Source organism: Uniformispora flossi (assembly GCF_049534875.1).
Classification (GTDB): Bacteria; Actinomycetota; Actinomycetes; order Streptomycetales; family Streptomycetaceae; genus Yinghuangia; species Yinghuangia aomiensis.
In genome coordinates, this window is record NZ_JBMULZ010000001.1 from 808184 (window position 1) to 830776 (window position 22593).

The window sequence follows — 22593 nt, forward strand, 5'->3', positions numbered from 1 at the left end:
GCCGAGCACCACTCGGCCGGGGCACTCCCGTCTGCCCTCCCGTCTGCCCTCCCGACAGCACCCCCGACGGCACTCCCCGCAGTCTCCCCGGCAGCGTCAGCCGCCGACGCCCAGCCCGCGGGCGATCAGCATCCGCTGGACCTCCGACGTGCCCTCGCCGATCTCCAGGATCTTGCTGTCCCGCCAGAACCGCGCCACCGGGTACTCGTTCATGAACCCGTAGCCGCCGTGGATCTGGGTGGCCTCGCGCGCGTTGTCGACGGCCGCTTCCGAGGTGTAGAGCTTCGCCAGCGCCGCCTCGTGCTTGAACGGCTCCCCGTGCACGAGCTTCGACGCGGCATGCCGCCACGCCAACCGCGCCGTGTGCGCCCGGAGTTCCATGTCGGCGAGCTTGAACGCGATGGCCTGGTTCGCACCGATGGGCTTGCCGAACGCCTTGCGCTCGCCCGCATAGCGCACCGACTCGTCGACGCAGCCCTGTGCGAGACCGGTCGCCAATGCCGCGATGGCGATCCGGCCTTCGTCGAGGATGTTGAGGAACTGGGCGTATCCACGCCCGAGTTCACCGAGCAGGTTGGCCTGGGGAACCCGGCAGTCGTCGAACGCGAGCTCGTGCGTGTCCGACGCGTTCCATCCGACCTTCGAGTAACCGGGCGCCACCGTGAACCCCGGTGTCCCCGACGGCACGATGATCGTCGAGATCTGCCGCCGCCCGTCCGCGTCCGTGCCGGTCACCGCGGTGACGGTCACGAATCCGGTGACGTCGGTGCCGGAGTTGGTGATGAAGCACTTGCTGCCGTTGATCACCCACTCGCCGGTGGCTTCGTCGAGGCGCGCGGTGGTGCGGGTCGCGCCCGCGTCGGATCCGCCGTCGGGCTCGGTGAGGCCGAACGCGCCGAGGATCTCGCCGCCGCACAGCCGCGGCAGCCACGTCCGCTTCTGCTCCTCGGTGCCGAACTTGTGGATCGGCATGGCGCCGAGCGAGACGCCGGCTTCCAGGGTGATGGCGACGGACGAGTCGACGCGGGCGAGTTCCTCCAGCGCGATGCCGAGGGCGAGGTAGTCGCCGCCCATGCCGCCGTACTCCTCGGGGAACGGCAGGCCGAACAGCCCCATCTTCCCCATCTCGCGGATGATCGGGTACGGGAACGCGTGCCGTTCGTAGTAGTCCCCGATCACGGGCGCGACGACGTCGTTCGCGAATTCGCGGACGGTCTCGCGCAACAGATCGTGTTCTTCGCCGAGCCGGTGGTCGAGCATGGTCACTGCTTCTCCCCTGCGGAGGCCCCCGCGAGTGCGCGGACGGTACGGGACGGGCTGGGTCGGCCCAATCGGTCGGCCATCCACGCGCTTGTGGCGACGAGGCGGCCGAGGTCGACGCCGGTGTCGATGCCGAGACCGGTCAGCATCCACACCAGGTCTTCGGTGGCGAGGTTTCCGGTGGCGCTCTTCGCGTACGGGCAGCCGCCGAGGCCGCCCGCGGACGCGTCCACCGTCGTCACGCCGAGCCGGAGCGCGGCGAGCGTGTTGGCCAGCGCTTGGCCGTAGGTGTCGTGGAAGTGCACGGCGAGCTTGCCGACGCCGACCCCGGCACGCGCGAACGCGCCGATCAATGCGCCGACTTGGCCGGGAGTGGCGACACCGATCGTGTCGCCGAGGCTCAGCTGCCAACAGCCCATCTCCAGCAGCCGCACACCGACGTCGACGACCTTGGCGGGGTCGACGGGGCCTTCCCAGGGATCGCCGAAGCACATCGACAGGTAGCCGCGCGTCCACGCACCGTCTTCGGACGCATGCCGCACGACGGGCTCGAACATCTCCAGGGCCGCGTCCAACGACCGGTTCAGGTTGCGCTGCGCGAACGTCTCGGTGGCGCTCGCGAACACCGCGACCTGCTGCGCACCGAGCCCGAGCGCCCGGTCGAGCCCGCGCATGTTCGGCACCAGCACCGGCAGGTTCAGCGCGGGCGAGACCGCCGGATCGTCTCGTACCGCGGTGAACACCTCTTCGGCGTCCGCGAGTTGGGGAACCCATGCGGGCGGGACGAAGCTGGTGACCTCGATGGTCGTCAGCCCGGCGTCCGCCAGGCGCCGCACGAACGCGGCCTTGTCCGCCGCCGCGACGATCCCCGACTCGTTCTGCAGCCCGTCGCGCGGGCCGACTTCGTGGATCGTCACCTCCGCCGGAAGCCCCGGCTCGGGGACGACCATGGGCAGGCCGTTCATCCGGCCACCTCCTCGTCGGGTGCGCTCGCGGAGTCGCTCTCCACCGGGTGGACGACCGCGAGGACTTCGTCCAGCGCGACGCGGGCGCCCGCGTCGACCCGCAGTTCGGCGACCGTGCCGTCGAACGGTGCGGCCACGGCGTGTTCCATCTTCATCGCCTCGACGACCACGACCGCCTGCCCCGCGGTCACCCGGTCGCCGGCGGCCGCCTTGACCACCGTGACGGTGCCGGGCATCGGCGAGACGAGCGTGCCGTCGCCGCCCGCTCCGGCCGCGCCCGGCCCGGCCTCGACCGGGTCGAACGGCACGGCCCGCCACGTGTCGGCGCCGCGCGACAGCCACAGGCTGCCGTCGTCGGCGCGCGCGTGGCGGTAGGTCTCGGTCAGGCCGCCGAACGTGAGCCGCGCGGTGTCGGGGCCGTCGAACGCCACGTGCGCGGGCTCGGCGGGCCGCCCGGCGACGGCGACCGTGGTGTGCCGGCCGCGCCCGTACACGCGCACCTCGACGGGTTCGCCGCCGTCGACGCGGAACTCGTGGACGGTGGGTGCGGCGGTGCCAATGCGCCAGCCGGTGGGGACGGAGAACGGGTCGACCCAGCCGTCGGCGTCCGCCTCCGGCTCCAGCCCGGCCTGGCCGACGAGCGCCGCGAGCGCGACCGCGCCGGGCGGCAGGTCGGTGCCGCTGATGCGGTCCTGGACGGCTTCCACGAGCCCTGTGTCCAGGCGCCCGGCGACCACGTCGTCGTCGGCGAGGAGACGGTGCAGGAAACCGATGTTGGTGCGGACGCCGAGCACGGTGGTGCGGGTGAGGGCTTGGCGCAGCGCGTGCAGCGCGGTCTCGCGGTCCCGGGCACACGCGACGATCTTGGCGAGCATCGGGTCGTAGCCGGTGCCGACCTCGTAGCCCCGCACCAGGCCGGAGTCGACGCGGACTTCGGTGTCGCCGTCGCCGCGGGCGAGCTCCGGTTCGTGCAGGACGAGGACGCGGCCGCTGCTGGGCAGGAAGCCGCGGGCCGGGTCCTCGGCGTAGACGCGGACTTCGACGGCGTGCCGGTCGTAGGAGACCTCGTTCTGGTCCCAGTCGAGCGGCAGTCCGGCGGCGACGTCGAGCTGCAGCTTCACCAGGTCGACGCCGACGGCCATTTCGGTGACGGGGTGCTCGACCTGGAGCCGGGTGTTCATCTCCATGAAGAAGAAGTCGTCGGGGTTGCCGCCCGGGACGATGAACTCGACGGTGCCCGCGCCGACATACCCGCAGGAGCGGGCGGCTTCGACCGCCGCGGTGCCCATCGCCTCACGCTGTGCCGGGGTGAGCAGCACGGACGGGGCTTCTTCGACGATCTTCTGGTGGCGGCGCTGGAGGCTGCATTCGCGTTCGCCGAAGTGCACGACGTGGCCGTGCGTGTCGGCGACGACCTGGACTTCGATGTGCCGGGGCCGGTCGATCCAGCGTTCGATCAGCAGCGTGTCGTCGCCGAACGCGCCCGCGGCTTCGCGGCGGGCCGCGGCGATCTCGTCGGCGAGGCGCGCTTCGTCGCGGACCAGGTGCATGCCTTTGCCGCCGCCGCCCGCGGACGGCTTGATCAGCACCGGCAGACCGACTTTGCGGGCCTCGTCCGCGAGTTGCTCGTCGGTCAGGCCGGATCCGCGGCTGCCGGGGACGACCGGGACGCCGAACGCGGCGACGGTCTCCTTGGCGCGGATCTTGTCGCCCATGAGGTCGATCGCCTCGGCGGGCGGGCCGATGAAGGTCAGCCCTGCCTCGCTCACGGCGCGCGCGAACTTGGCGTTCTCGGCGAGGAATCCGTAGCCGGGGTGGACGGCTTGGGCGCCCGCGCGGACCGCGGCGTCCACGACGGCGTCGATGTCGAGGTAGTCGCCGACGCGCACCGCGATGTCGGCGTCGCGGACGTGCCGGGCGCGTTCGTCGGGGTCGGTGTAGACGACGGCGGCGCGGATGCCGTTCGCGTGCAGCGTGCGGATGACGCGGCAGGCGATTTCGCCGCGGTTGGCGATGAGGACCGTGGTGAACATGCTGCGGGGGGTGGGGTTCTCGGGCATCGCGCTCACATCCGGAAGAGGCCGAAGCCCGGGTCGGCCAGCGGCGCGTTCGCGCACGCGGACAGGGCGAGTCCGACCACGGTGCGGGTGTCGAGCGGGTCGATGATCCCGTCGTCCCAGAGCCGGGCGGTCGCGTAGTAGGCGCTGCCTTGCCGTTCGTACTGGTCGAGGATCGGCTGCCGGAAAGCGGCTTCCTCGTCCGCGGGCCACTCCCCGCCACGCGCTTCGATCTGGTCGCGTTTGACGGTCGCGAGCACGGTCGCGGCTTGTTCGCCGCCCATCACCGAGATCTTCGCGCCGGGCCACATCCACAGGAAGCGCGGCGAATACGCGCGCCCGCACATCGAGTAGTTGCCCGCACCGTGCGAACCGCCGATCACCACGGTCAGCTTCGGCACCCGGGTCGTCGCGACGGCGGTGACCATCTTGGCGCCGTGCTTGGCGATGCCGCCGTTCTCGTAGGCCTTGCCGACCATGAAGCCGGTGATGTTCTGCAGGAACAGCAGGGGGATGGCGCGTTGGTCGCACAGTTCGATGAAGTGCGCACCCTTGAGCGCCGATTCGGAGAACAGGATGCCGTTGTTGGCGACGATGCCGACCGGGTGGCCGTGGATCCGGGCGAAGCCGGTGACCAGGGTCGTGCCGTACTCGGCTTTGAACTCGGCGAAGCGGGAGCCGTCGACGATCCGGGCGATGACCTCGCGCACGTCGTAGGGCGTGCGGTTGTCCGCGGGGACGACGCCGTAGAGCCCGGCCGGGTCGACGGCGGGCTCCTCGACCGGTGCCACGTCCCACGGGCGCGCCGCGCGCGGCCCGAGCCCGGCGACGATGTCGCGGACGGTGCGCAGCGCGTGCGCGTCGTCCTCGGCGAGGTGGTCGACGACGCCGGAGACGCGGGCGTGCACGTCGCCGCCGCCGAGTTCCTCCGCGGTGACGATCTCCCCGGTCGCGGCCTTCACCAGTGGGGGGCCGCCGAGGAAGATCGTGCCCTGGTCGCGGACGATGACGGTCTGGTCGCTCATCGCCGGGACGTACGCCCCGCCCGCCGTGCAGGATCCGAGGACCGCGCTGATCTGCGGGATACCGGCGGCCGACATGCGGGCCTGGTGGTAGAAGATCCGGCCGAAGTGGTCGCGGTCGGGGAACACGTCGTCCTGCATGGGCAGGAAGGCGCCGCCGGAGTCGACGAGGTAGACGCACGGCAGGCGGTTCTCGTACGCGATCTCCTGCGCGCGCAGGTGCTTCTTCACGGTGAGCGGGTAGTACGTGCCGCCCTTGACCGTGGCGTCGTTGGCGACCACGAGCGCTTCGCGGCCGGCGATCCGGCCGATCCCGGCGACCACACCCGCGGCGGGGGCGGCGCCGTCGTACATGCCGTACGCGGCCAAGGGGGCGATCTCCAGGAACGGCGAGCCCGGGTCGAGCAGCGCGTCCACCCGGTCGCGGGGCAGCAGCTTGCCGCGTGCGGTGTGCCGGTCGCGGGCGGCCTGGCCGCCGCCTTCGGCCGCCTGCGCGAGCCGCTCGCGCAGTTCGTCGGCCTCGGCGCGGTGCGCCTTCTCGTTGCTCCGATAGGCGTCCCCGTGCACGTCCGCGCGCGTGGCCAGGCGCGGTCCGATCGTGGGGCGCTGCCCGCCCGGGTCCGCCGCCCGGATGCCGGGGTTCGTGGGGGTCACCCGCATGCCGCCTGCCTCCGCGTGTCGACCGCCGCGGTACCGCCCCGAGCGGCGTACGTTAGCGATCGTTAACAAGACTTGATGCCCCCGACGTTAGCGATCGTTAACGTCGCTGTCTAGCATGGTGGGCATGTCGGTCGACCAGGTGCGCGAACCCGCCCCCACGAGCCCGCGCCGCGCCCAGATCCTGCGCGAGGCGGCGCAGTTGTTCGCCGCGCGCGGCTTCCACGGGGTGAGCGTCGACGAGATCGGCGCGGCGTCCGGGATCACCGGGCCGGGGCTCTACCGGCATTTCCGCGGCAAGGACGCGATGCTCGCCGAACTCCTGGTCGGCATCAGCGAGCAGCTCCTGGCGGGCGGGCGGCAGCGGGTCGCCGAGGCGGAGTCCGCGGCCGCGCGGCTGGACGCGCTGGTGTGCGGGCACATCGACTTCGCGCTCAACGAGCGGGCGCTGATCGTGCTGCACGACCGCGACTTGGCGAGCCTGTCCGACGCGGATCAGCGGCGAGTAAGGCGGCTGCAGCGGGCATACGTCGAGATATGGGTGGACGTGGTCCGGGAGGCTTATCCCGGCTTCGACGACGGCGCGGCCGCTGCGGCCGCGGCGCCGGAGACGTCCCGCGAGGGCGAAGCGCGTGCCCGCGCCGCCGTCCACGCCGTCTTCGGTCTGCTCAACTCCACCCCGCACAGCGCCGCGGCCCGCGGTCCGCGGCCCCCGTCGCCGGAGGCGATGGGGGAACTCCTGCGGACGCTCGCCCTGGGAGCGTTCGCGGCGGCCGGCGCGGCCTAGGGACGGGCGATGGTGCTCGCGTCGCGCCCGCGTCGCGCGCTCAAACGCGGACCGCGCCCCTCACTTGTCCCGCGGCACCGACCCAGTCCCCACCCACTCACGGAGTCCGCATGCCTCTCGTCACCCTTTCGCACGACGCGGCCGTCGCCACCATCACGCTCGACTCCCCGAAGAACCGCAACGCGCTGTCCGCGGCACTCATGGACGAACTCGACACAGTGCTGTCCGCGGTCGCGGTCGACACGTCCGTGCGCGCGGTCGTGCTGACCCACACCGGCCCCACCTTCTGCGCCGGCGCCGACCTGCGCGAGGCCGCCGACGGCGGCATGGAGCGGGGCACCGGGCGGCTCCTCGGCCTGCTCCAGCGCATCGTCGACCTGCCCGTCCCGGTCCTCGCCCACCTGCGCGGCAACGCCCGCGCGGGCGGCCTCGGCCTGGTCGGCGCCTGCGACCTCGCCGTCGCGCCCGCCGCGACCACGTTCGCGTTCTCCGAGGTCCGCCTCGGCCTGGCACCCGCGATCATCTCGCTCACCACGCTGCCGCGCCTGGACCCGCGCTCCGCGTCGCGCTACTTCCTCACCGGCGAGGAATTCGACGGCCTCGAGGCCCAGCGCATCGGCCTCCTCACCCTCTGCGGCGAGGGCATCGAAGGCACCGACGCCGCCGCCGAGCACCTCCTGTCCGGCCTCCGCCTCGCCTCCCGCCAAGGCCTCACCGAAACCAAGCGCCTCCTGAACACCGCCCTCACCGCCCGCGTGGCCGACGAGGGCCCGGGCGTGGTCCGCCTCTCCACCGAACTCTTCGGCTCCGAAGAAGCCGCCGAGGGTATGCGCGCCTTCGCCGAACACCGCCCCCCGCGCTGGGCGCCGGACGCCTAGGCGGCTTGCGGGGTCAGGGTGAACTCGAAGGTGTCCGCACCTTCGCCGGTGTGAATATCGACGCGCGCGTCCGCGCCGAGCGCCTTGGCGATCTTGTGGATGACCGCCAAGGTGGGCAGCGCGGAGGCGCTCTCCTCGATCCGCGAGATGCTCTGCTGCTTCATTCCGGCCGCGTCGGCAAGCTGCCGCCGGCTCCAGCCTTTCGCCGTACGAAGCTGGTACACGGCTTCGCCGAAGCGCGCCGCGGCACGGGCATCGTCGTAGGCCGCCTGCATCTCCGGCGGCCGGGCAGCCTGACGCTCCAGACGTGTGTGCAGCAGCGCCCGGGCTCGACGCCCGGAAGTGCGGGGCACGGATCGAGTCGCGTCGTCCACCGCTGTCGTCACCTTGCGGCTCCCCAAGGTCGTGGGCGTCGAACAAGCAGTCGAAGGATGCCTCGGCCTGCCGGACAACCAGGGTGGCAGTCGTCAGAGGACCTCGACCACGCGGAAGCGTTCGGCTACCACGAGGGTGTCGTCGGTGACGGTGAAGGCAGGGTCGTCCAGCGCGTCGCGCATGGCGTCGCTGTGCCAGAAGGACTCGTGGTCGGTGCGCCATTCGGCGACCGAGGCGAAGCCTTCGCCCTCGTCGCGGGCGTGGGGCCAGTCGACGTCGGCCAGGCGGAGGGTGCGGACCTCGGCGACCTCGACGACGGCGACCGGGCGGTTGTGGGAGTCGACGACGGTGTAGCGGTCGCCGCTGCAGGGCAGCGGCTCGCCTTCGTGGGCATAGTCCTCGACGAGGCCGGTCGTGGAGGTCTTGGTGCCGTCGAGGACCGCGGCGACCAGCCGGTCGCGCAGGGGTCCGGGGAAACCGAGTGCGAGGAGGCGCGGGGGCGTGGTCATGGGCGACGATTGTGCCCGGGCGAGGCGGTCGGGGACACCGCGGTGAGAGAAACAACGCAGCCCGCACCGCGCGCCGGGCCCGGAAAGGGGTCGAAACCTCCCGCGAAGGCCGCTACCGTCCGGGCATGCGCACGACCTACCGGAGAGTCCTCGCGGTGACCGGGGCCGGCATCTCGACCGATTCGGGGGTGCCGGACTTCCGTGGCCCTCAAGGGGTTTGGACGACGAACCCGGCGGCGGTGCGGAGCGTCACCCGGAAGGATTTCCTGGCGGACCGTCAGGTCCGGTGCGATTTTTGGCAGATGTGCCGCGGCGCGTACGAACGCGCGCTTCCCGCACCGAACTCCGCCCACCACGCCCTCGTCGACCTGGAGCAGGCGGGCCGCCTCATCGGCATCGTCACGCAGAACGTCGACCGCCTGCACCAGGACGCCGGCAGCAGCCCGGCCCTCGTCCACGAAGTCCACGGCACGATGGCCACCACCAGCTGCCTGCGCTGCGGCCTCCGCGTGGCCACCGCCGAGGTCGTCGCACGCGTGCGGGAGGGCGAGGCCGAGCCGCTCTGCCTGTTCTGCGGCGGCACGCTCAAGCCGGACACGGTGTTCTTCGGCGACCACCTCGACCGCGACGTGTTCGGCCGCGCGGTGGCGTTGGCCGCGATGTGCGACCTGGTACTGGCGGTCGGCTCGTCGCTGTGTGTGGAACCCGCAGCCAGCCTGTGTACGACCGCCGTGGAGACCGGCGCGGATCTCGTCGTGGTCAACGCCGAGGAGACCCCGTACGACGACTTCGCGACGGAGATCGTCCGCGAGCCGATCGGCACCGCCCTCCCCCGCCTGGTCGCCGAACTCGTCGCCGCCTGACCCCGGCGTCCGCGATCGGGCAGGATGATCCGGTGCAGGTACGTCCCACCACGCCCGACGCCCTCGCCGAGTCCCTGGCCGGGCAGCTCGCCGGCCGGGTGCCCGAAGGCCGGTGGCTGCGCGCCGCGATCGACGGCGCCACCGCCGCCGACCCGGGCGCGCTCGCGGACGCGCTCGTCGCGCCGATCAAGGCCGCCGGACACGCCGTGCAGCGCGTTTCCGCGACGGACTTCCTGCGCCCCGCCTCGATCCGCTTCGAGCACGGCCGCCACGACGCCGACGCCTTCTACTGGACGTGGCTCGACGAAGGCGGCCTCACCCGCGAAGTCCTCGACCCTCTCGGCCCGGACGGCACCGGCCGCGTCCTGCCGAGCCTGTGGGACGCGGCCCGCGACCGCGCCACCCGTGCCGGCTACGTCGAGCTCCCGCCCGGCGGCGTCCTCGTCCTCGACGGCCCCGTGCTGCTCGGCCGCGGCCTCCCGCTCGACTTCACCGTGCACCTGAGCCTCTCCGACGGCGCACTCCGGCGCCGCACTCCGGAGGACGAGCGCTGGACGCTGCCCGCGTATCGCCGCTACGCCGAGGAATGCCTGCCCGAGGACAGCGCCGACGTGGTGGTCCGCTGGGACGACCCGCGCCGCCCGGCGGTCGTCGCCGCGAACTGACCGCAAGCGGCGACCTGGACGACCGTACGGTCACGATCCGAGCGAACGTTCCCTCGGACTCTGGTACGCGCTACCCGCGAGTACTACGCTCGCTGAGCCCCACCCCCCGCGTGAACTTGTGAACTCTCCGCGGGAACAGCGTGCTGCCCCCCATGCACGCTCTGTGCTCGGCCCGACACGCAGCACCGGCACGGCTCCGCCGCACGACGGCTCCACCGCACGCCCGCAGGCACCTCTGCGCAGCACCGCTCCGCACGGCAATTGTTCGGCAGTCCGTCCCCGCTCCGATCCGGCGCCACGAGGAGGCCGCATGCCCGAGTCCACGTCGCCGAGTGGCGACAGCGCCAGAGAACCCCACGAAGCCGACCCGGCCGCCACACCGGAATCCGGTACCGAAGCCGCCCCCGCGGCATCGCCGGAATCCGGCGGCGAAGCCGCCGGCACCGCCGTCGCCGCACCCCCCGCGCCGGCGATCGAACCCCGTCCCGCAGCCCCGGCGGCCACGCCGCTCGCCCGGCTCTGGGACCGGCAGCTGAACCACTACCCGGAGACCGCCCCCCGGGTGTTCTACCTGTTCATCTCGACGATGGCCGGCATCGTCCTCTACTACGAGCTGTACGTGCAGTACTCCGTGTCGACCTCGCTGATCAAGCAGTTCGGCATGACGTACATGTTCACCACGATGATCTCCGTCGTCGGCAACCTGGCCGGTGCGTTCGCGTCGCTCATCGCGGGCCTCGCCGACCGCTGGGGCCGCGCGAACCTCGTCGTGTACGGCCTGCTCGTGGTCGGCCTGCTCATCGTCTTCGCGGTGCCCAACGCGAACGGCAAGTACGAGCTGATGATCTACATGGCGATCGTCAGCTTCGTCGAAGGCATGGTGCTCGTCGCCTCACCAGCCCTGATCCGCGACTTCTCCCCGCAGGTCGGGCGCGCCGCGGCAATGGGCTTCTGGACGCTGGGCCCGGTCCTCGGCTCGCTCGTCGCCACCATGGTCACCAGCCACACGCTGGACAGCCACGGCTGGGAGGACCAGTTCCGGTTCGCCGGCTACGCGGGCCTCGCGGTCTTCGTCATCGCCCTGTTCGGCCTGCGCGAACTGTCCCCCGTGCTGCGCGACCAGCTCATGGTCTCGTTGCGCGACCGTGCGCTGATCGAAGCCAAGGCGCGCGGCCTGGATACCGAGGACCTGCTCAAGGGCCAGTGGCGGCAGATGCTGCGCCTGGACATCGTGGCCCCGTCGCTCGGCATCGCGCTGCACTTGATGTTCTACTACTCGGCCGTCGGCAACCTGGTCGTCTACTACGCGACGGTGTTCGACTACGACGAGCAGCGCACCAACGCGCTGGCGAACTGGTACTGGATCGCCAACGCCGCGTCGCTGGTGTTCGTCGGCATCGTGTCCGACCTCGCCAAGGTGCGAAAACCGTTCATGCTGGTCGGCGGCGTCGGCACGGTCGTCCTGACCCTGGTCTTCGCCTTCCGCACCGATGAAGTCGGCACGTCGTACCACCACTTCGCGTGGCTGCTGGTCGGCATCGGCATCTTCAGCGGCTTCACGTTCGCGCCGTGGATGGCCGCGTTCACCGAGACCATCGAGAAGCACAACCCGGCGGCGACCGCGACCGGTCTGGCCGTGTGGGGCTGGGTGCTGCGCGTGGTCGTGTCGGTGTCGGCGATCTTCACGCCGATCATCGTGACCGCGGTGACGCCGCTGGTGAACCACGGCGAGGAGGTACAGGTCGCGGCGGCCAAGGCGGGGCCGGTCGCGGAGGTCGTCGCGGAGCACCAGGAGCTGTTCGCGGAACTGTCCAAGTACGACGACCCCGCGAAGATGCCGCCCGAGCTGCTGGGCCGGGCGCTGAAGGAAGTCGGCCTCGACAACCTGACGAAGGCGCAGGCCGCCAAGAACGAACTGCTGGTGCTCGACAAGTACGGGCGGGACGTGCAGGCCGCGCAGAAACGCGCGCCCGACGAGTGGATGCGGTGGTGGTGGTTCACCATCGTCTGCCAGGCGCTGTTCCTGCCCACCGTGTTCCTGATGGCCGGACGCTGGAACCCGAAGAAGGCCGCGGAGGACGCCGCCGAGCACGAGCGGAGGGTCGCGGCCGAGCTGGCCGAGCTCGAGGCCACGGAAGCTTCCAAGGCCGGATAGCCGGATAGCCGGATAGCCGCGCAAGAACGGCCGAAGGGCCCGTTCCGGGCGACACGAAGTCGCGGAACGGGCCCTTCGGATGCGTAGGGTGGCTTGGCTCAGCCGATGCGCTGGATGTTCTCCGCCTGCAGGCCCTTCTGGCCCTGGACGATGTCGAACTCGACCTTCTCGCCCTCGACCAGCTCACGGAAGCCCGTGGAGTTGATGGCCGAGAAGTGCGCGAAGACGTCGTCGCCGCCGCCGTCCTGGGCGATGAAGCCGAAGCCCTTTTCCGAGTTGAACCACTTCACGATGCCGGTAGCCATATTCCGCTCCTTCAGGGAGAGAACCACGAATCCGCACCTCGCGGACCCGGTGTCGCCGTGATGATCACCCTGAATTCGGGAAACGACGCGAACGTCGGCACCGAATACATCCACCGAAACCAAAAAATGCACCTGTCTGTTACAACTCGACAGGTGCACACAGATTTCGCTGGGAACCACAACTGCAACGACTCCGACATTAGCACACCCGCCCGCCGAACCGCGAAATGCCGGAATCGCCGCAGGTCGGAGCGTCGCGGCGCGGGGCACCCCGGAGTGGGGCGGCCGGAGAGGCGGCCCCGGCGGGACCCGCGTGTCTAGAGTGCCGGAATGGATCACAGCCGGCCGCCGCGGCCCACGGCGGCGCCCATCGACGCGGGTGCGCGGCCCAAACGTATCGTTCTGCTCCGGCACGGCGAGTCGGTGGGGAACATCGACCCGGAGATCTACGAGCGGGTCCCCGACCACGCCCTGGACCTCACCGAGCGCGGCCGCGCCCAGTGCGCGGACGCCGGCAAGCGGCTGCGCGAGCTGTTCGGGCCGGAGCACGTGACCGCGTTCGTGTCGCCGTACCGGCGCACCCGGGAGACGTTCCGGCTGCTCGGCCTCGACCCCGCGCACACCCGGGTCAAGGAGGAGCCGCGGCTGCGCGAGCAGGACTGGGGCAACATCCAGGACCTCGCCGACATGACCCGGCAGAAGGCCGCGCGGGACGCGTATGGGCACTTCTACTACCGGTTCGCGCACGGCGAATCCGGCGCCGACGTGTACGACCGGGTCAGCGGCTTCCTGGAGACGATGCACCGCGACTTCGTCCGGCACGCCGTCCGGTACGGCCCCGACCGCAACATCCTGCTGGTCACCCACGGCCTCACCATGCGGCTGTTCTGCATGCGCTGGTTCCACTGGAGCGTCGAGGAGTTCGAGTGCCTCTCGAACCCGGGGAACGCGGAGACCCGGATCCTGCTGCGCGGCCCGGACGGCCGCTACGCCCTCGACCGGCCGTTCGACCGCTGGAAATAGCCGCGCCCCGGCGCCGCGCCTCCGTGGTGCGCGGACCCGGCGCCGGTCCGCCCGGCAGCGCCCCGGACGCGGCATGATGGCGTGCATGACCACGATGTCCAAAGGCGCGAACATTCCCGTCACCGCCGGCTCGCTGCGTGCGGTCGTCTCCTGGCGCACCGGGGGCGCGCCGGATGTCGACGTGTCCGCGCTCCTCCTCGACGACGCGGGGAAGGTGCGCGGCGAAGACGACTTCGTCTTCTACAACCAGCCCGCGCACCCGTCCGGCGCGGTCGCGCACACCGGCAAGCAGCAGGGCGGCGACGGCACAGCGAGCGACTCGATCCGGGTGGACCTGACCCGGGTCCCGGCGGAGGTCGTGCGGATCGTCGTGGGTGCGTCGGCGGACGGCGGGACGTTCGGCCAGGTGCCCGGCCTGGTGCTCAAGCTGCTCGACGAGGCCGGGCGCGAGCACGCGGTGTTCGACATCACCGACGCCACCACGGAGACGGCGTACCTGTTCGGCGAGCTGTACCGGCGGCAGGGCGCCTGGAAGTTCCGGGCGGTCGGGCAGGGGTACGCGTCCGGGCTCGCGGGCCTCGCGACCGACTTCGGGATCAACGTCGAGGAGGAGCCGCCCGCCGCGGCGACTCCGTACACTCCGCCGACGCTGCCGCCGTCCGCGGTGCAGACCGCGCCGAACCCGGCGGTGCGCGCGGTGCCGAGCGGCCCCGCACCCGCCGCTCCGCCGCGGCCGACGATGGCCCCGCCCACGCCCGCCGCCGCACCGCCGGCCGCTGCTCCGGCCGCGGCTCCGGCGGCCGCGCCCGCGGCGTCCGGCTCGGCGCCGGTGAGTCTCAAGAAGCAAAAGCTCGTCAGCATGGAGAAACGTCTCGCCGACGAGGGGCACCCGCGTCTGCTGAGCCTCACCAAGCAGGCTGCGGTAAGCCTGGAGAAGCGCGGCCTCGGCGAGCACACCGCCCGCGTGGCGCTGTGCCTGGACATCTCCGCGTCGATGCACAAGCTGTTCGAGAGCGGGAAGGTGCAGGCGCTGATCGAGCGCGTCCTGTCGCTCGGGCTGCGGTTCGACGACAACGGCGAGGTCGACGTCTTCCTGTTCGGCGTCGAAGGCCACGAGGCCGGCACGCTCGGCCTCGGCCAGTACCAGGGCTGGGCCGACGTGATCCTGCGCAAGTACCCGCTGGAAGGCGGCACGGACTACGCGAAGGCGATGCAGCTGGTCCGGGAGAGCTATTTCAAGACGTCGGCGCCGCGGCACGGTCCGGTGCCGGACCGGCTGCCGGTGTACGTCATGTTCATCACGGACGGCATGACGTCGTCGCAGGAGGCCACCCGCCAGCAGGTCATGCACTCCAGCTACGAGCCGCTCTTCTGGCAGTTCATGGGCATCGGCCCGTCGCCGAAGGCGGTCGACCTGCAGAAGGCCGACGGCGACGCGGACGCGCCGGGCGCGCCGAAGAAGAAGATGAAGCTGTCCGAGCGCCTGGCGAACAAGCTCGTGGAGAAGCTCGGCGGCGGCTTCGGGTTCCTCGAGGAACTCGACAACATGCCCGGCCGCTACACCGACAACGCGGCGTTCTTCGCGGTCACCGACCCGGCGAACATCTCGGACGAGATGCTGTTCGACCTGATGATGGAGGAGTACCCCGACTGGCTGAACCGGGCGCGGAGCATGGGATTGCTGCGGCCGTGACCCGCGCGGGGAGCCGCGGCCCGTGCGTAGAGTGCGAGCGTGAGCGTACCCAACATCATTCTGAACAACGGGGTTTCGATTCCGCAGCTGGGTTTCGGCGTGTGGCAGGTGCCGCCCGCCGAGACCCGGGCGGCGGTGCGGACGGCGCTGGAGGCCGGCTACCGCAGCATCGACACCGCGGCGGCGTACGAGAACGAGAGCGGGGTCGGCGAAGCCCTCGCGGACTCCGGGATTCCGCGCCAGGACCTGTTCGTCACCACGAAACTGTGGAACCGGAACCAGGGCTACGAGACGACGCTGCGCGCGTTCGACGACAGTCTCGCGAAACTGGGCCTGGACTATGTCGACCTGTACCTCATCCACTGGCCGATGCCGGCCGCCGACCGGTACATCGACACGTGGCAGGCGTTCGAAAAGCTGTACGCCGACCGGCGGATCCGGGCCATCGGGGTGTCGAATTTCCAGATTCCGCATCTCGAGCGGCTGTTCGAAAGCTCGGGCGTGGTTCCCGCGGTCGACCAGGTCGAATTGCATCCGTATTTGCAGCAGAAGGAACTCCGGGCGTTCCACGAGGAATTCGGCATCCGCACGGAGGCATGGAGCCCGCTGGCCAAGGGCGGCGCGCTGCTGACCGACCCGGTCGTGGCGGACATCGCGGCCAAGCACGGGCGCAGCACGGCGCAGGTGGTGCTGCGGTGGCACCTCCAGCTCGGCACCATCGTGATCCCGAAGTCGGTCACTCCGTCGCGGATCCGGGAGAACATCGCGGTGTTCGACTTCGCGCTGGACGACGCGGACATGGCGGCGATCGCGGGGCTGGACCGGGGGCGGCGGACCGGGCCGGATCCGGAGACGTTCAACCTGGGCTTCGACGGGGCGTGACGGTCGGGGTGTAGCCGACGGGTGATCGCCCGACGCGATAAACCGGGACATTTCCCACTTTTCGCTGCGTCGTGTCGCCTGGCCGCGGGGGCGTTGCTGTCCGAGCATGGGTCGGAATGGACAGCAACGACGCGCCCTCCGGCGAGGCGCCCGCCCGGACGCCCCTCGCTCCGGCGTGGCCGTGGGCGTTGTTCCGGTCGCTGGCGACGGTCGTCCTGGTGGTCGTCGCCTATTACGTACTGCCGGACGAGTTGCGCTCCACCGCGGACGGCATCCGGGCGGGCGGGTTCGTGGTGTGCGTGATCGGCTTGGCCGCGCTGATGCTCTACCTGATCCTGCGGCCGCCGACCGGGGGCGTTCCGGCGCGGGCGGAGGGGCTGCTGATCACGGCGCTCATCTCGGTCGCGTTCTTCGCGACGGTGTACTACCGGCTGTCGGAGCAGCCCGGCCAGTTCAGCGGCCTGGTGACCCGCACCGACGGGCTGTACTTCACGCTCGTCACGGCGGCGACGGTCGGCTACGGCGACATCCATCCGGCCGGCCAGGGTGCCCGGATCGCCGTGATGATCAACATCGCGTTCAACCTGGTGTTCCTCGGCGCCGGTGCCTCGGTCGCGATGGACCGGATCAAGCAGCGGAGGCGGGAGCATCCTTAGCCGGCGCGTCGTCGGCCGCCGCGTCCGCGTCCGCCGGCTCCTCCGCCGCGGAGGCCTTGCCTCGGCCTCGGAACCACAGCCCCGCGCCGACCACGGCGAGCATGCCGACGGCGGCGGTGAGGACGACCGGCATCGACAGGCCGTTGCGGACCGACGCACCCGCGGCGACCTGCACCATCGTCGCGGGCAGCAGCCCGATGACGGTGCCGACGGCGAAGTGCTTGGTCCGGATGCCGGTGGCCGCCGAGCCGTAGTTGACGACGAAGCCCGGCATGATCGGCACGAGCCGCAGCAGGATGACAGGGACGACGCCGTGCCGGGTCAGCCGCGCGTCGAGGTCGGCGAGGGCCTGCTTGCGGTGCAGCCAGCGGCGCACCCGGGCCCGGCCGAGACGGCGGCCGACGGCGAGGGCGAGCAGGCTGCCGAGGGTCGCGCCGACCATCGCCACGACGGTGCCGAGGAACGCCCCGAAGAGGGCGCCGGCGGCGGGCGCGAACAGCGTCTTCGGGATGAAGAACGCCACCCCGACGGTGCATATCGCGACGAAGAAGAGCATGACGACCGGCGTCGGATAGTGCGTCCAGAAGCCGTGGTCGAGGAAGTCGCGGAGTGTGGTGAGCACCTCGTCGGCAGTGCCGGCGACGGCATGCCAGGCATCGAGGACGGCATCGGGCATGGCCGGTTCCCCCTGAGGCCGGGCGCGGGCGGGATTCGGTGGTGGTTGGGTCGGGTGACCTGGCGATTGTACGGGCGGGGCGGGGGCTGCCGCGGGGACACCCGCCGACGAAAACCTACCGACCACTAGGTTTTCATGTCACGATACGTCCATGACCACCGCTCGCCACCGCTTCCGCGGCCCCGCCGCAGCCCCGTACGAAGACCCGTCGCTCCCCGTCGCCGAGCGCGTCGAGGACCTCCTCGGCCGCATGACGCTGGAGGAGAAGGCCGGACTGATGTTCCAGACGATCGCGATGATGGGCCCCGACGGCGCCCTCCTCGACGATCCGGAGGACCCGGCGACCTCCGGCATGGGGCCGACGGTGCGTCAGATGGTCGACGACCTGAACATGACGCACTTCAACCTGCTCGGCGGCGCGGCACCCGCGCAGATCGCCGCCTGGCACAACCGGATCCAGGAGATCGCGCTCGGCACGCGCCTCGGCATCCCGATCACGCTCTCCACCGACCCGCGCCACCACTTCACCGACAACCCCGGCACGGCGGCCATGGCCACCGGCTTCTCGCAGTTCCCGGAGACCTGCGGCCTTGCCGCGGTCGGCGACGAGAAGCTCGTCCGCGAGTTCGCCGACCTCGCCCGCCGCGAATACCTCGCGGTCGGCATCCGCCTGGCGCTCCACCCGCAGATCGACCTGGCCACCGAGCCGCGCTGGTCGCGGATCAACGGCACTTTCGGCGAGGACGGCGAGCTGACCGGCCGCATGGTCGCCGCCTACATCCGCGGCTTCCAGGGCGACGAGCTGGGCGCCGAGTCGGTCGCCACCATGACCAAGCACTTCCCCGGCGGCGGCCCGCAGAAGGACGGCGAGGACCCGCACTTCCCCAACGGCCGCGAACAGGTCTACCCGGGCGACAACTTCGAGTACCACCTGGCGCCGTTCCGCAAGGCCCTCGAGGCCGGCACGTCGCAGATGATGCCGTACTACGGCATGCCGGTGGACACCGACATGGAGCCGGTCGGCTTCGGCTTCAACAAGGGCGTCGTCACCGGGCTCCTCCGCGAGGAACTCGGCTTCGACGGCATCGTGTGCACCGACTGGGGCCTGATCTGCGACGCGCCGATCATGGGCGAGATGCACGTGGCCCGCGCGTGGGGCGTCGAGCACCTGAGCGAGTCCGAGCGTGTGCAGAAGGTCATCGAGGCGGGCTGCGACCAGTTCGGCGGCGAGGACGTCCCCGAGCTGGTCGTCGGGCTGGTGCGGACCGGCAAGGTGACGGAGGAGCGCATCGACGAATCGGTGCGGCGCCTGCTCCGCGAGAAGTTCGTGCTCGGCCTGTTCGACGAGCCGTTCGTCGACGTCGACGCGACCGCGGCGGTGGTCGGCACGCCGGAGGGCGTCGAGGCAGGCCGGATCGCGCAGAGCCGGTCGATCACCCTCCTGAAGAACGCGGAGACCCCGGCGGGCCCGGTCCTGCCGCTGGCCGAAGGCACCCGCGTCTACGTCGAGGGCGTCGCCGCGGACGTCGCCGACGGCTACGGCACGGTCGTCGCCACGCCGGAGGAGGCGGACGTGGCGATCGTGCGCCTGCGGACGCCGTACGACGAGCGCCCCGGCTTCTTCCAGAGCTTCTTCCACTCCGGCACGCTCGCCTTCGGCGACGCGGAGCTGGCGCGCATCCTCGACCTGTGCGCGAAGGTGCCGACGGTGGTCGACATCTACCTGGAGCGCCCGGCCGTCATTCCGGAGATCGCCGACGGGTCGGCCGCCCTGGTGGCGAACTACGGCGCCGCCGACGGCCCGCTGCTGGACGTGCTGTTCGGGCGCCGGGCGCCGGAGGGCAAGCTGCCGTTCCAGCTGCCGCGGTCGATGGCGGACGTCGAGCGGCAGCGGTCGGACGTGCCGAGCGACGGCCAGGACGCGGTCTTCGAGTTCGGACACGGATTGTCGTACTGATCCGGATCCGACGCGGGCGGCACCCCCGAGGCCCGGCTTCGCCGGTCGGGCCTCGGGGGTGTTCGTCATGGGGCGACTCCGGTTTCCGGGGTCGTCCGCTCTTCCGCCGGCCGGGCACACTTGGGGGACGCGACCGGAGGGGGACGGTGATGAGCGGGTACAGCCACCACAAAGACGACGTGCTGAAGCGGCTGCGGCGGATCGAGGGGCAGGTGCGCGGGCTTCAGCGGATGGTGGACAACGACACGTACTGCATCGACGTGCTGACGCAAGTGTCCGCCGTGACAAGGGCGTTGCAGTCGTTCGCGCTCGCGCTGCTGGACGAGCACATGGCCTGCTGCGTGGCGGAGGCGATCGCCGCCGGCGGCGAGGACGCGGACGCGAAGGTGCGGGAGGCGTCGGCGGCGATCGCCCGGCTGGTCAGGTCGTAGGGCGGGGCGGTGGTTTCCGCCCGTCAGGCGCCGGCGGGGTTGGTGCCGGTGGCGTTCTGCTTGACGTACCGGCTCCACGGGCGCAGCAGGATGGGCCGGGTCCACAGCAGGAAACCGCCGCCGGGGGGCGATACGACGCCGCCGCGGGCGGGGTTGCCCGCGTACCAGACCTTGGTGCCGTCGTAGGGGCGGAGCCGCCGGGCCCGGCGGGCGGTCGCGACCACGGCCAGCACGTGCTGGGCGCCGTCGCCTGCCGGGTCGATGAGGACGAGCACGGACTGGTTCCCGCCGCCGGGCACGGTCGGCGGCTCGTGGAAGCGGCAGGTGCAGGCGACCCAGGGGCGCCGGGTGAGGACCCGGCGCATGCGGGTGGCCTGCACGTGCGCGACGAGACCGAAGACCACGCAGCAGCCGGAGACGAGGATGAGGAGCAGCGTCCAGGCGGCGGGCAGGTCGGCGTAGCGTTCCACGCTCCACCCGGCGGCGTAGAGCATCGCCCCGACCAGCATCAGCGCACAGGCCCGCAGCCGGTACCCCCGCAAAGCCCGCCGGGTGGCCGGCTCCGCCAACGCCGATCCCTCAGGCGGCGTCGGCACGAGGGACCTCATGGCATGCCAGCCTAAAGCCTTTCCGGAAGATCGTTCCGGACCGGGCCCCGGAGGGGGGATCGGGGGCGAGGGACGGCGGCCACGGCACCGGGCCGGGACCGGGCCAGGACCGGGCCGGGACCAGGAAATCGGCTCCGGCCTGCGGGGATCCGGGGTGGGACGGACCGGGCCGACGGCGGCAGAGCAGGGCGGGGCGGCAGCACGGGCGATCGGGGAGCGGGCCGCGCTCAGCCGACGAGGCGGCCGCGGTAGGCCGCCGACACCGGGCGAGGGGCGGCGGTCGCGGCGCCCGGCACGGAGACGCCGGACCCGGCGGACGTCGGCTGCTGGGGCTTCGTGGCCCGCAAGGTCTGAGCCGCGCGCCGCATAGTCCGGTCGGCGCAACGCTCCGAGCGCTCCGCGGACTGAATCAACCGCGTTGTCCCACGGCTTCGCTAGTCTCCCGCTCCATTCACGGCCGTTCACGGCCATTCACGGCAGACGACGGAGGGAAGGCGGGCGCATGGAGATCTGGACCGACGGAACGACCATCGTGCAGGCCTGCGACACCGCCGGAGAGATCCGCGTGTTCCGTTCCGGCGCCTGCGTCGGCAAGACCACTCCGGAACGCCCGCTCCCGTGGAAGACCCCGCTCGCCGTCGACCCGGCGGCCGACCGCATCTGGGCCGGCCGCCACGCGGACACGTACCGGTTCGCCGACGCGTCCCCGTGGGAGGCCGGCGGTGACGTGGTCCTCCGTCTTGCCGCGCTCGGCGACGGGCGGCTCGCCGCCGTCCTGCCGCCGCGCGCGGGCAGCGAGGCGTGTCGCCTGGCGGTCGGCCTGCCGGGGGCGTGGGAGCGCGAGGTGGTCCTGGCCGACCTGCACGACATCCGCGACCCCGGCGTCGGCATGGCGATGACCGGCGACCGGCCCGTGTCCCGGGAGGTCGGCGGCGACCCGACACTCACCGCCACCGCACACGGCATCGTCGTCGCGGACGGGCAGCGCGGGGTCGTCGCGCACTTCGACACCGGCCTCGACCTGGTCGGCTTGTGGTACGCGGGCGGCGTCGACGAGACCGAACTCCTCGGCTACGCCACGGCGCACGGCGTCCTCGCCACCGCCCGCTGGGCCGCCCGCGACACGCTGGTCTTCCGACTCACCCCGGACGGACCGCGGAAGCTCCTCGCCGACTACGGGGCGTTCGCGATGCCCGCGGACGACGACCGCATCTGGGTCGTCGGCACCTTCGACGTCAACCTCCTCGATGCGGACGGCACGGCGATCGCCAAGGCGAGCGGCCCGCGCGGCCTCGTCCAAGCCGCCCACGCCGCCGGGACGCACTGCGCCATCGGGACGACGACAACGGTGACGACGCTCGTCGCGGCCGCGGACGGCATCACCACGACCGCCACTCCCGTGGAGGAACTGACCGACGTCTTCGCCGTGTTCCCGTCCGAGCCCACCGAGACCACCCGGCTGAGCGCAGCCGTCTCGCAGCACAACCACAGCTATGGCTACTCGTCCCACGAAGGCCCGACCGGCACCCACCACATCGTCGTCCCCCAGGTACGCCCGGGCCGGGACGCCGACGTCGCGAACGCCCTGCACGCGGCCGGCGCGATCGTCGTCGAGACGCACCCGCACCACGACGGCGCCCCCCGGCGCCCGTGCTGCGAGGGGCCGTTGGCGCTCTGAACCGCGCCAGGCGGTCAGCGCCGCCGGTTCTCCTTGCGCCGGACGAACTTCAGTCCGGACCAGTCCTCCCCCACCGCGGCCACTTTGACGTCGACGAGGCCGGTGGGGAGGAAGAGGTCGCGCAGGTCGTTCTCGGTGATGTCGCTGACGTGCCCGGCGGCCTTGCGGGGCCACAGGATCCACAGCGCGGCGGTGTCGCGGAGCGCCGCGGCCAGTGCGGGCACCTCGGCGGTGAGCGCGGCCCTCTCGCGGAAGAACGCCAGGGCCACGTCCGCCTCGCCGACGGCGTCGCGGACGGTCTGGACGCCGTCGGGGATGTCCGGCAGCAGCCAGCCGCGGGGCACGTGCCGCAGGACGAGCGTGTGCCCGGGCTGCACGCCGAGCTTCCGGGCGAGCGGGGTACCGGAGTAGCCGGTGGCCATGGGTGGTCCTTTGCGCAACGCGGCGGGCGGACGGACAGACGGACAGGGGCGGGAGCCTGCGGTGATCGG

Annotated in this window: 22 protein-coding genes; 12 read left to right on the forward strand and 10 right to left on the reverse strand. The window is 71.8% G+C overall.

Annotated elements, in window-relative coordinates; translation table 11 throughout:
• Positions 1 to 96: 96 nt before the first annotated feature.
• Genes ACPA54_RS03605 through ACPA54_RS03620 form a run of 4 tightly spaced genes read right to left on the reverse strand, consistent with a single transcriptional unit; the run spans position 97 to position 5964 of the window.
• Complete coding sequence (locus tag ACPA54_RS03605; RefSeq protein WP_423526885.1) at positions 97 to 1260, reverse strand: acyl-CoA dehydrogenase family protein; 1164 nt, start codon at positions 1258 to 1260, stop codon at positions 97 to 99.
• Positions 1261 to 1262: 2 nt separating this feature from the next.
• Positions 1263 to 2225, reverse strand: a complete 963-nt coding sequence (locus ACPA54_RS03610; RefSeq protein WP_423526643.1) for a hydroxymethylglutaryl-CoA lyase — start codon at positions 2223 to 2225, stop codon at positions 1263 to 1265.
• Positions 2222 to 4258, reverse strand: a complete 2037-nt coding sequence (locus ACPA54_RS03615; RefSeq protein ID WP_423526887.1) for an acetyl/propionyl/methylcrotonyl-CoA carboxylase subunit alpha — start codon at positions 4256 to 4258, stop codon at positions 2222 to 2224. The genes ACPA54_RS03610 and ACPA54_RS03615 overlap by 4 nt, the downstream gene beginning before the upstream one ends.
• Positions 4259 to 4290: 32 nt before the next feature.
• Positions 4291 to 5964, reverse strand: coding sequence for a carboxyl transferase domain-containing protein (locus ACPA54_RS03620; protein WP_423526645.1), 1674 nt, complete (start codon positions 5962 to 5964; stop codon positions 4291 to 4293).
• A 124-nt stretch (positions 5965 to 6088) separates the two neighbouring features.
• On the opposite strand from ACPA54_RS03620, the gene ACPA54_RS03625 reads away from it, so the two are divergent.
• Both ACPA54_RS03625 and ACPA54_RS03630 read left to right on the forward strand, forming a co-directional pair.
• Positions 6089 to 6748 (forward strand): TetR/AcrR family transcriptional regulator, encoded by a 660-nt coding sequence (locus ACPA54_RS03625; RefSeq protein WP_423526647.1) that lies wholly within the window; start codon positions 6089 to 6091, stop codon positions 6746 to 6748.
• Positions 6749 to 6858: 110 nt separating this feature from the next.
• On the forward strand, positions 6859 to 7626 hold the full coding sequence (locus ACPA54_RS03630; RefSeq protein ID WP_423526649.1) for an enoyl-CoA hydratase family protein: 768 nt from the start codon (positions 6859 to 6861) through the stop codon (positions 7624 to 7626).
• Here ACPA54_RS03630 and ACPA54_RS03635 read toward each other — a convergent pair.
• The gene (locus ACPA54_RS03635) at positions 7623 to 7979 is read right to left on the reverse strand and encodes a helix-turn-helix domain-containing protein (protein ID WP_423526651.1); all 357 of its coding nucleotides are present in this window, start codon (positions 7977 to 7979) and stop codon (positions 7623 to 7625) included. The two genes, ACPA54_RS03630 and ACPA54_RS03635, sit on opposite strands and share 4 nt — an antisense overlap.
• Positions 7980 to 8093: 114 nt before the next feature.
• Positions 8094 to 8510, reverse strand: a complete 417-nt coding sequence (locus ACPA54_RS03640) for an ASCH domain-containing protein (RefSeq protein WP_423526652.1) — start codon at positions 8508 to 8510, stop codon at positions 8094 to 8096.
• A gap of 125 nt (positions 8511 to 8635) precedes the next feature.
• Between ACPA54_RS03640 and ACPA54_RS03645 the strand changes: the two genes are divergently transcribed.
• From ACPA54_RS03645 to ACPA54_RS03655, 3 genes are all read left to right on the forward strand, one after another.
• Positions 8636 to 9373: an SIR2 family NAD-dependent protein deacylase gene (locus ACPA54_RS03645; RefSeq protein ID WP_423526654.1), complete on the forward strand. Its 738-nt coding sequence runs from the start codon at positions 8636 to 8638 to the stop codon at positions 9371 to 9373.
• 32 nt (positions 9374 to 9405) lie between these two features.
• Positions 9406 to 10038 carry a nucleoside/nucleotide kinase family protein gene (locus tag ACPA54_RS03650; RefSeq protein ID WP_423526656.1) on the forward strand — a complete coding sequence of 211 codons (633 nt, stop codon included), beginning with the start codon at positions 9406 to 9408 and terminating at the stop codon, positions 10036 to 10038.
• Between the two features lie 310 nt (positions 10039 to 10348).
• On the forward strand, positions 10349 to 12193 hold the full coding sequence (locus ACPA54_RS03655; RefSeq protein WP_423526657.1) for an MFS transporter: 1845 nt from the start codon (positions 10349 to 10351) through the stop codon (positions 12191 to 12193).
• 98 nt (positions 12194 to 12291) lie between these two features.
• Here ACPA54_RS03655 and ACPA54_RS03660 read toward each other — a convergent pair whose 3' ends face one another.
• The gene (locus ACPA54_RS03660) at positions 12292 to 12498 is read right to left on the reverse strand and encodes a cold-shock protein (RefSeq protein ID WP_345681073.1); all 207 of its coding nucleotides are present in this window, start codon (positions 12496 to 12498) and stop codon (positions 12292 to 12294) included.
• A 330-nt stretch (positions 12499 to 12828) separates the two neighbouring features.
• Between ACPA54_RS03660 and ACPA54_RS03665 the strand changes: the two genes are divergently transcribed.
• The 4 genes from ACPA54_RS03665 (at position 12829) to ACPA54_RS03680 (ending at position 16752) form a co-directional block, all read left to right on the forward strand.
• Positions 12829 to 13521 carry a histidine phosphatase family protein gene (locus tag ACPA54_RS03665; RefSeq protein ID WP_423526659.1) on the forward strand — a complete coding sequence of 231 codons (693 nt, stop codon included), beginning with the start codon at positions 12829 to 12831 and terminating at the stop codon, positions 13519 to 13521.
• Between the two features lie 85 nt (positions 13522 to 13606).
• Positions 13607 to 15214, forward strand: a complete 1608-nt coding sequence (locus ACPA54_RS03670) for a VWA domain-containing protein (RefSeq protein ID WP_423526661.1) — start codon at positions 13607 to 13609, stop codon at positions 15212 to 15214.
• Positions 15215 to 15253: 39 nt separating this feature from the next.
• On the forward strand, positions 15254 to 16096 hold the full coding sequence (locus ACPA54_RS03675) for an aldo/keto reductase (protein WP_423526663.1): 843 nt from the start codon (positions 15254 to 15256) through the stop codon (positions 16094 to 16096).
• A 116-nt stretch (positions 16097 to 16212) separates the two neighbouring features.
• Positions 16213 to 16752 (forward strand): potassium channel family protein, encoded by a 540-nt coding sequence (locus ACPA54_RS03680; RefSeq protein WP_423526665.1) that lies wholly within the window; start codon positions 16213 to 16215, stop codon positions 16750 to 16752.
• On the opposite strand, the gene ACPA54_RS03685 is transcribed toward ACPA54_RS03680, so the two are convergent.
• Positions 16724 to 17428, reverse strand: a complete 705-nt coding sequence (locus tag ACPA54_RS03685; protein ID WP_423526667.1) for a TVP38/TMEM64 family protein — start codon at positions 17426 to 17428, stop codon at positions 16724 to 16726. The genes ACPA54_RS03680 and ACPA54_RS03685 overlap by 29 nt on opposite strands.
• Before the next feature lie 151 nt (positions 17429 to 17579).
• On the opposite strand from ACPA54_RS03685, the gene ACPA54_RS03690 reads away from it, so the two are divergent.
• The gene (locus ACPA54_RS03690; RefSeq protein ID WP_423526669.1) at positions 17580 to 19385 is read left to right on the forward strand and encodes a glycoside hydrolase family 3 protein; all 1806 of its coding nucleotides are present in this window, start codon (positions 17580 to 17582) and stop codon (positions 19383 to 19385) included.
• A gap of 149 nt (positions 19386 to 19534) precedes the next feature.
• Positions 19535 to 19816, forward strand: coding sequence for a metal-sensitive transcriptional regulator (locus ACPA54_RS03695; RefSeq protein ID WP_423526671.1), 282 nt, complete (start codon positions 19535 to 19537; stop codon positions 19814 to 19816).
• A 23-nt stretch (positions 19817 to 19839) separates the two neighbouring features.
• Here ACPA54_RS03695 and ACPA54_RS03700 read toward each other — a convergent pair whose 3' ends face one another.
• Positions 19840 to 20424 (reverse strand): hypothetical protein, encoded by a 585-nt coding sequence (locus ACPA54_RS03700; RefSeq protein WP_423526672.1) that lies wholly within the window; start codon positions 20422 to 20424, stop codon positions 19840 to 19842.
• 502 nt (positions 20425 to 20926) lie between these two features.
• On the opposite strand from ACPA54_RS03700, the gene ACPA54_RS03705 reads away from it, so the two are divergent.
• Positions 20927 to 22102 (forward strand): hypothetical protein, encoded by a 1176-nt coding sequence (locus ACPA54_RS03705; RefSeq protein ID WP_423526673.1) that lies wholly within the window; start codon positions 20927 to 20929, stop codon positions 22100 to 22102.
• 14 nt (positions 22103 to 22116) lie between these two features.
• Here the strand turns inward: ACPA54_RS03705 and ACPA54_RS03710 are convergent, their stop codons facing one another.
• Complete coding sequence (locus ACPA54_RS03710; RefSeq protein WP_423526675.1) at positions 22117 to 22524, reverse strand: DUF3052 family protein; 408 nt, start codon at positions 22522 to 22524, stop codon at positions 22117 to 22119.
• Between the last annotated feature and the right edge of the window lie 69 nt (positions 22525 to 22593).

What these genes read in the sequence shown, in the direction of transcription:
- ACPA54_RS03605 (WP_423526885.1), bottom strand. Translation starts at nt 1,260, where the DNA reads ATGCTCGACCACCGGCTCGGCGAAGAACACGATCTGTTGCGCGAGACC.
- ACPA54_RS03610 (WP_423526643.1), bottom strand. Translation starts at nt 2,225, where the DNA reads ATGAACGGCCTGCCCATGGTCGTCCCCGAGCCGGGGCTTCCGGCGGAG.
- ACPA54_RS03615 (WP_423526887.1), bottom strand. Translation starts at nt 4,258, where the DNA reads ATGTTCACCACGGTCCTCATCGCCAACCGCGGCGAAATCGCCTGCCGC.
- ACPA54_RS03620 (WP_423526645.1), bottom strand. Translation starts at nt 5,964, where the DNA reads ATGCGGGTGACCCCCACGAACCCCGGCATCCGGGCGGCGGACCCGGGC.
- ACPA54_RS03625 (WP_423526647.1), top strand. Translation starts at nt 6,089, where the DNA reads ATGTCGGTCGACCAGGTGCGCGAACCCGCCCCCACGAGCCCGCGCCGC.
- ACPA54_RS03630 (WP_423526649.1), top strand. Translation starts at nt 6,859, where the DNA reads ATGCCTCTCGTCACCCTTTCGCACGACGCGGCCGTCGCCACCATCACG.
- ACPA54_RS03640 (WP_423526652.1), bottom strand. Translation starts at nt 8,510, where the DNA reads ATGACCACGCCCCCGCGCCTCCTCGCACTCGGTTTCCCCGGACCCCTG.
- ACPA54_RS03645 (WP_423526654.1), top strand. Translation starts at nt 8,636, where the DNA reads ATGCGCACGACCTACCGGAGAGTCCTCGCGGTGACCGGGGCCGGCATC.
- ACPA54_RS03655 (WP_423526657.1), top strand. Translation starts at nt 10,349, where the DNA reads ATGCCCGAGTCCACGTCGCCGAGTGGCGACAGCGCCAGAGAACCCCAC.
- ACPA54_RS03660 (WP_345681073.1), bottom strand. Translation starts at nt 12,498, where the DNA reads ATGGCTACCGGCATCGTGAAGTGGTTCAACTCGGAAAAGGGCTTCGGC.
- ACPA54_RS03665 (WP_423526659.1), top strand. Translation starts at nt 12,829, where the DNA reads ATGGATCACAGCCGGCCGCCGCGGCCCACGGCGGCGCCCATCGACGCG.
- ACPA54_RS03670 (WP_423526661.1), top strand. Translation starts at nt 13,607, where the DNA reads ATGACCACGATGTCCAAAGGCGCGAACATTCCCGTCACCGCCGGCTCG.
- ACPA54_RS03680 (WP_423526665.1), top strand. Translation starts at nt 16,213, where the DNA reads ATGGACAGCAACGACGCGCCCTCCGGCGAGGCGCCCGCCCGGACGCCC.
- ACPA54_RS03685 (WP_423526667.1), bottom strand. Translation starts at nt 17,428, where the DNA reads ATGCCCGATGCCGTCCTCGATGCCTGGCATGCCGTCGCCGGCACTGCC.
- ACPA54_RS03690 (WP_423526669.1), top strand. Translation starts at nt 17,580, where the DNA reads ATGACCACCGCTCGCCACCGCTTCCGCGGCCCCGCCGCAGCCCCGTAC.
- ACPA54_RS03695 (WP_423526671.1), top strand. Translation starts at nt 19,535, where the DNA reads ATGAGCGGGTACAGCCACCACAAAGACGACGTGCTGAAGCGGCTGCGG.
- ACPA54_RS03700 (WP_423526672.1), bottom strand. Translation starts at nt 20,424, where the DNA reads ATGAGGTCCCTCGTGCCGACGCCGCCTGAGGGATCGGCGTTGGCGGAG.
- ACPA54_RS03705 (WP_423526673.1), top strand. Translation starts at nt 20,927, where the DNA reads ATGGAGATCTGGACCGACGGAACGACCATCGTGCAGGCCTGCGACACC.
- ACPA54_RS03710 (WP_423526675.1), bottom strand. Translation starts at nt 22,524, where the DNA reads ATGGCCACCGGCTACTCCGGTACCCCGCTCGCCCGGAAGCTCGGCGTG.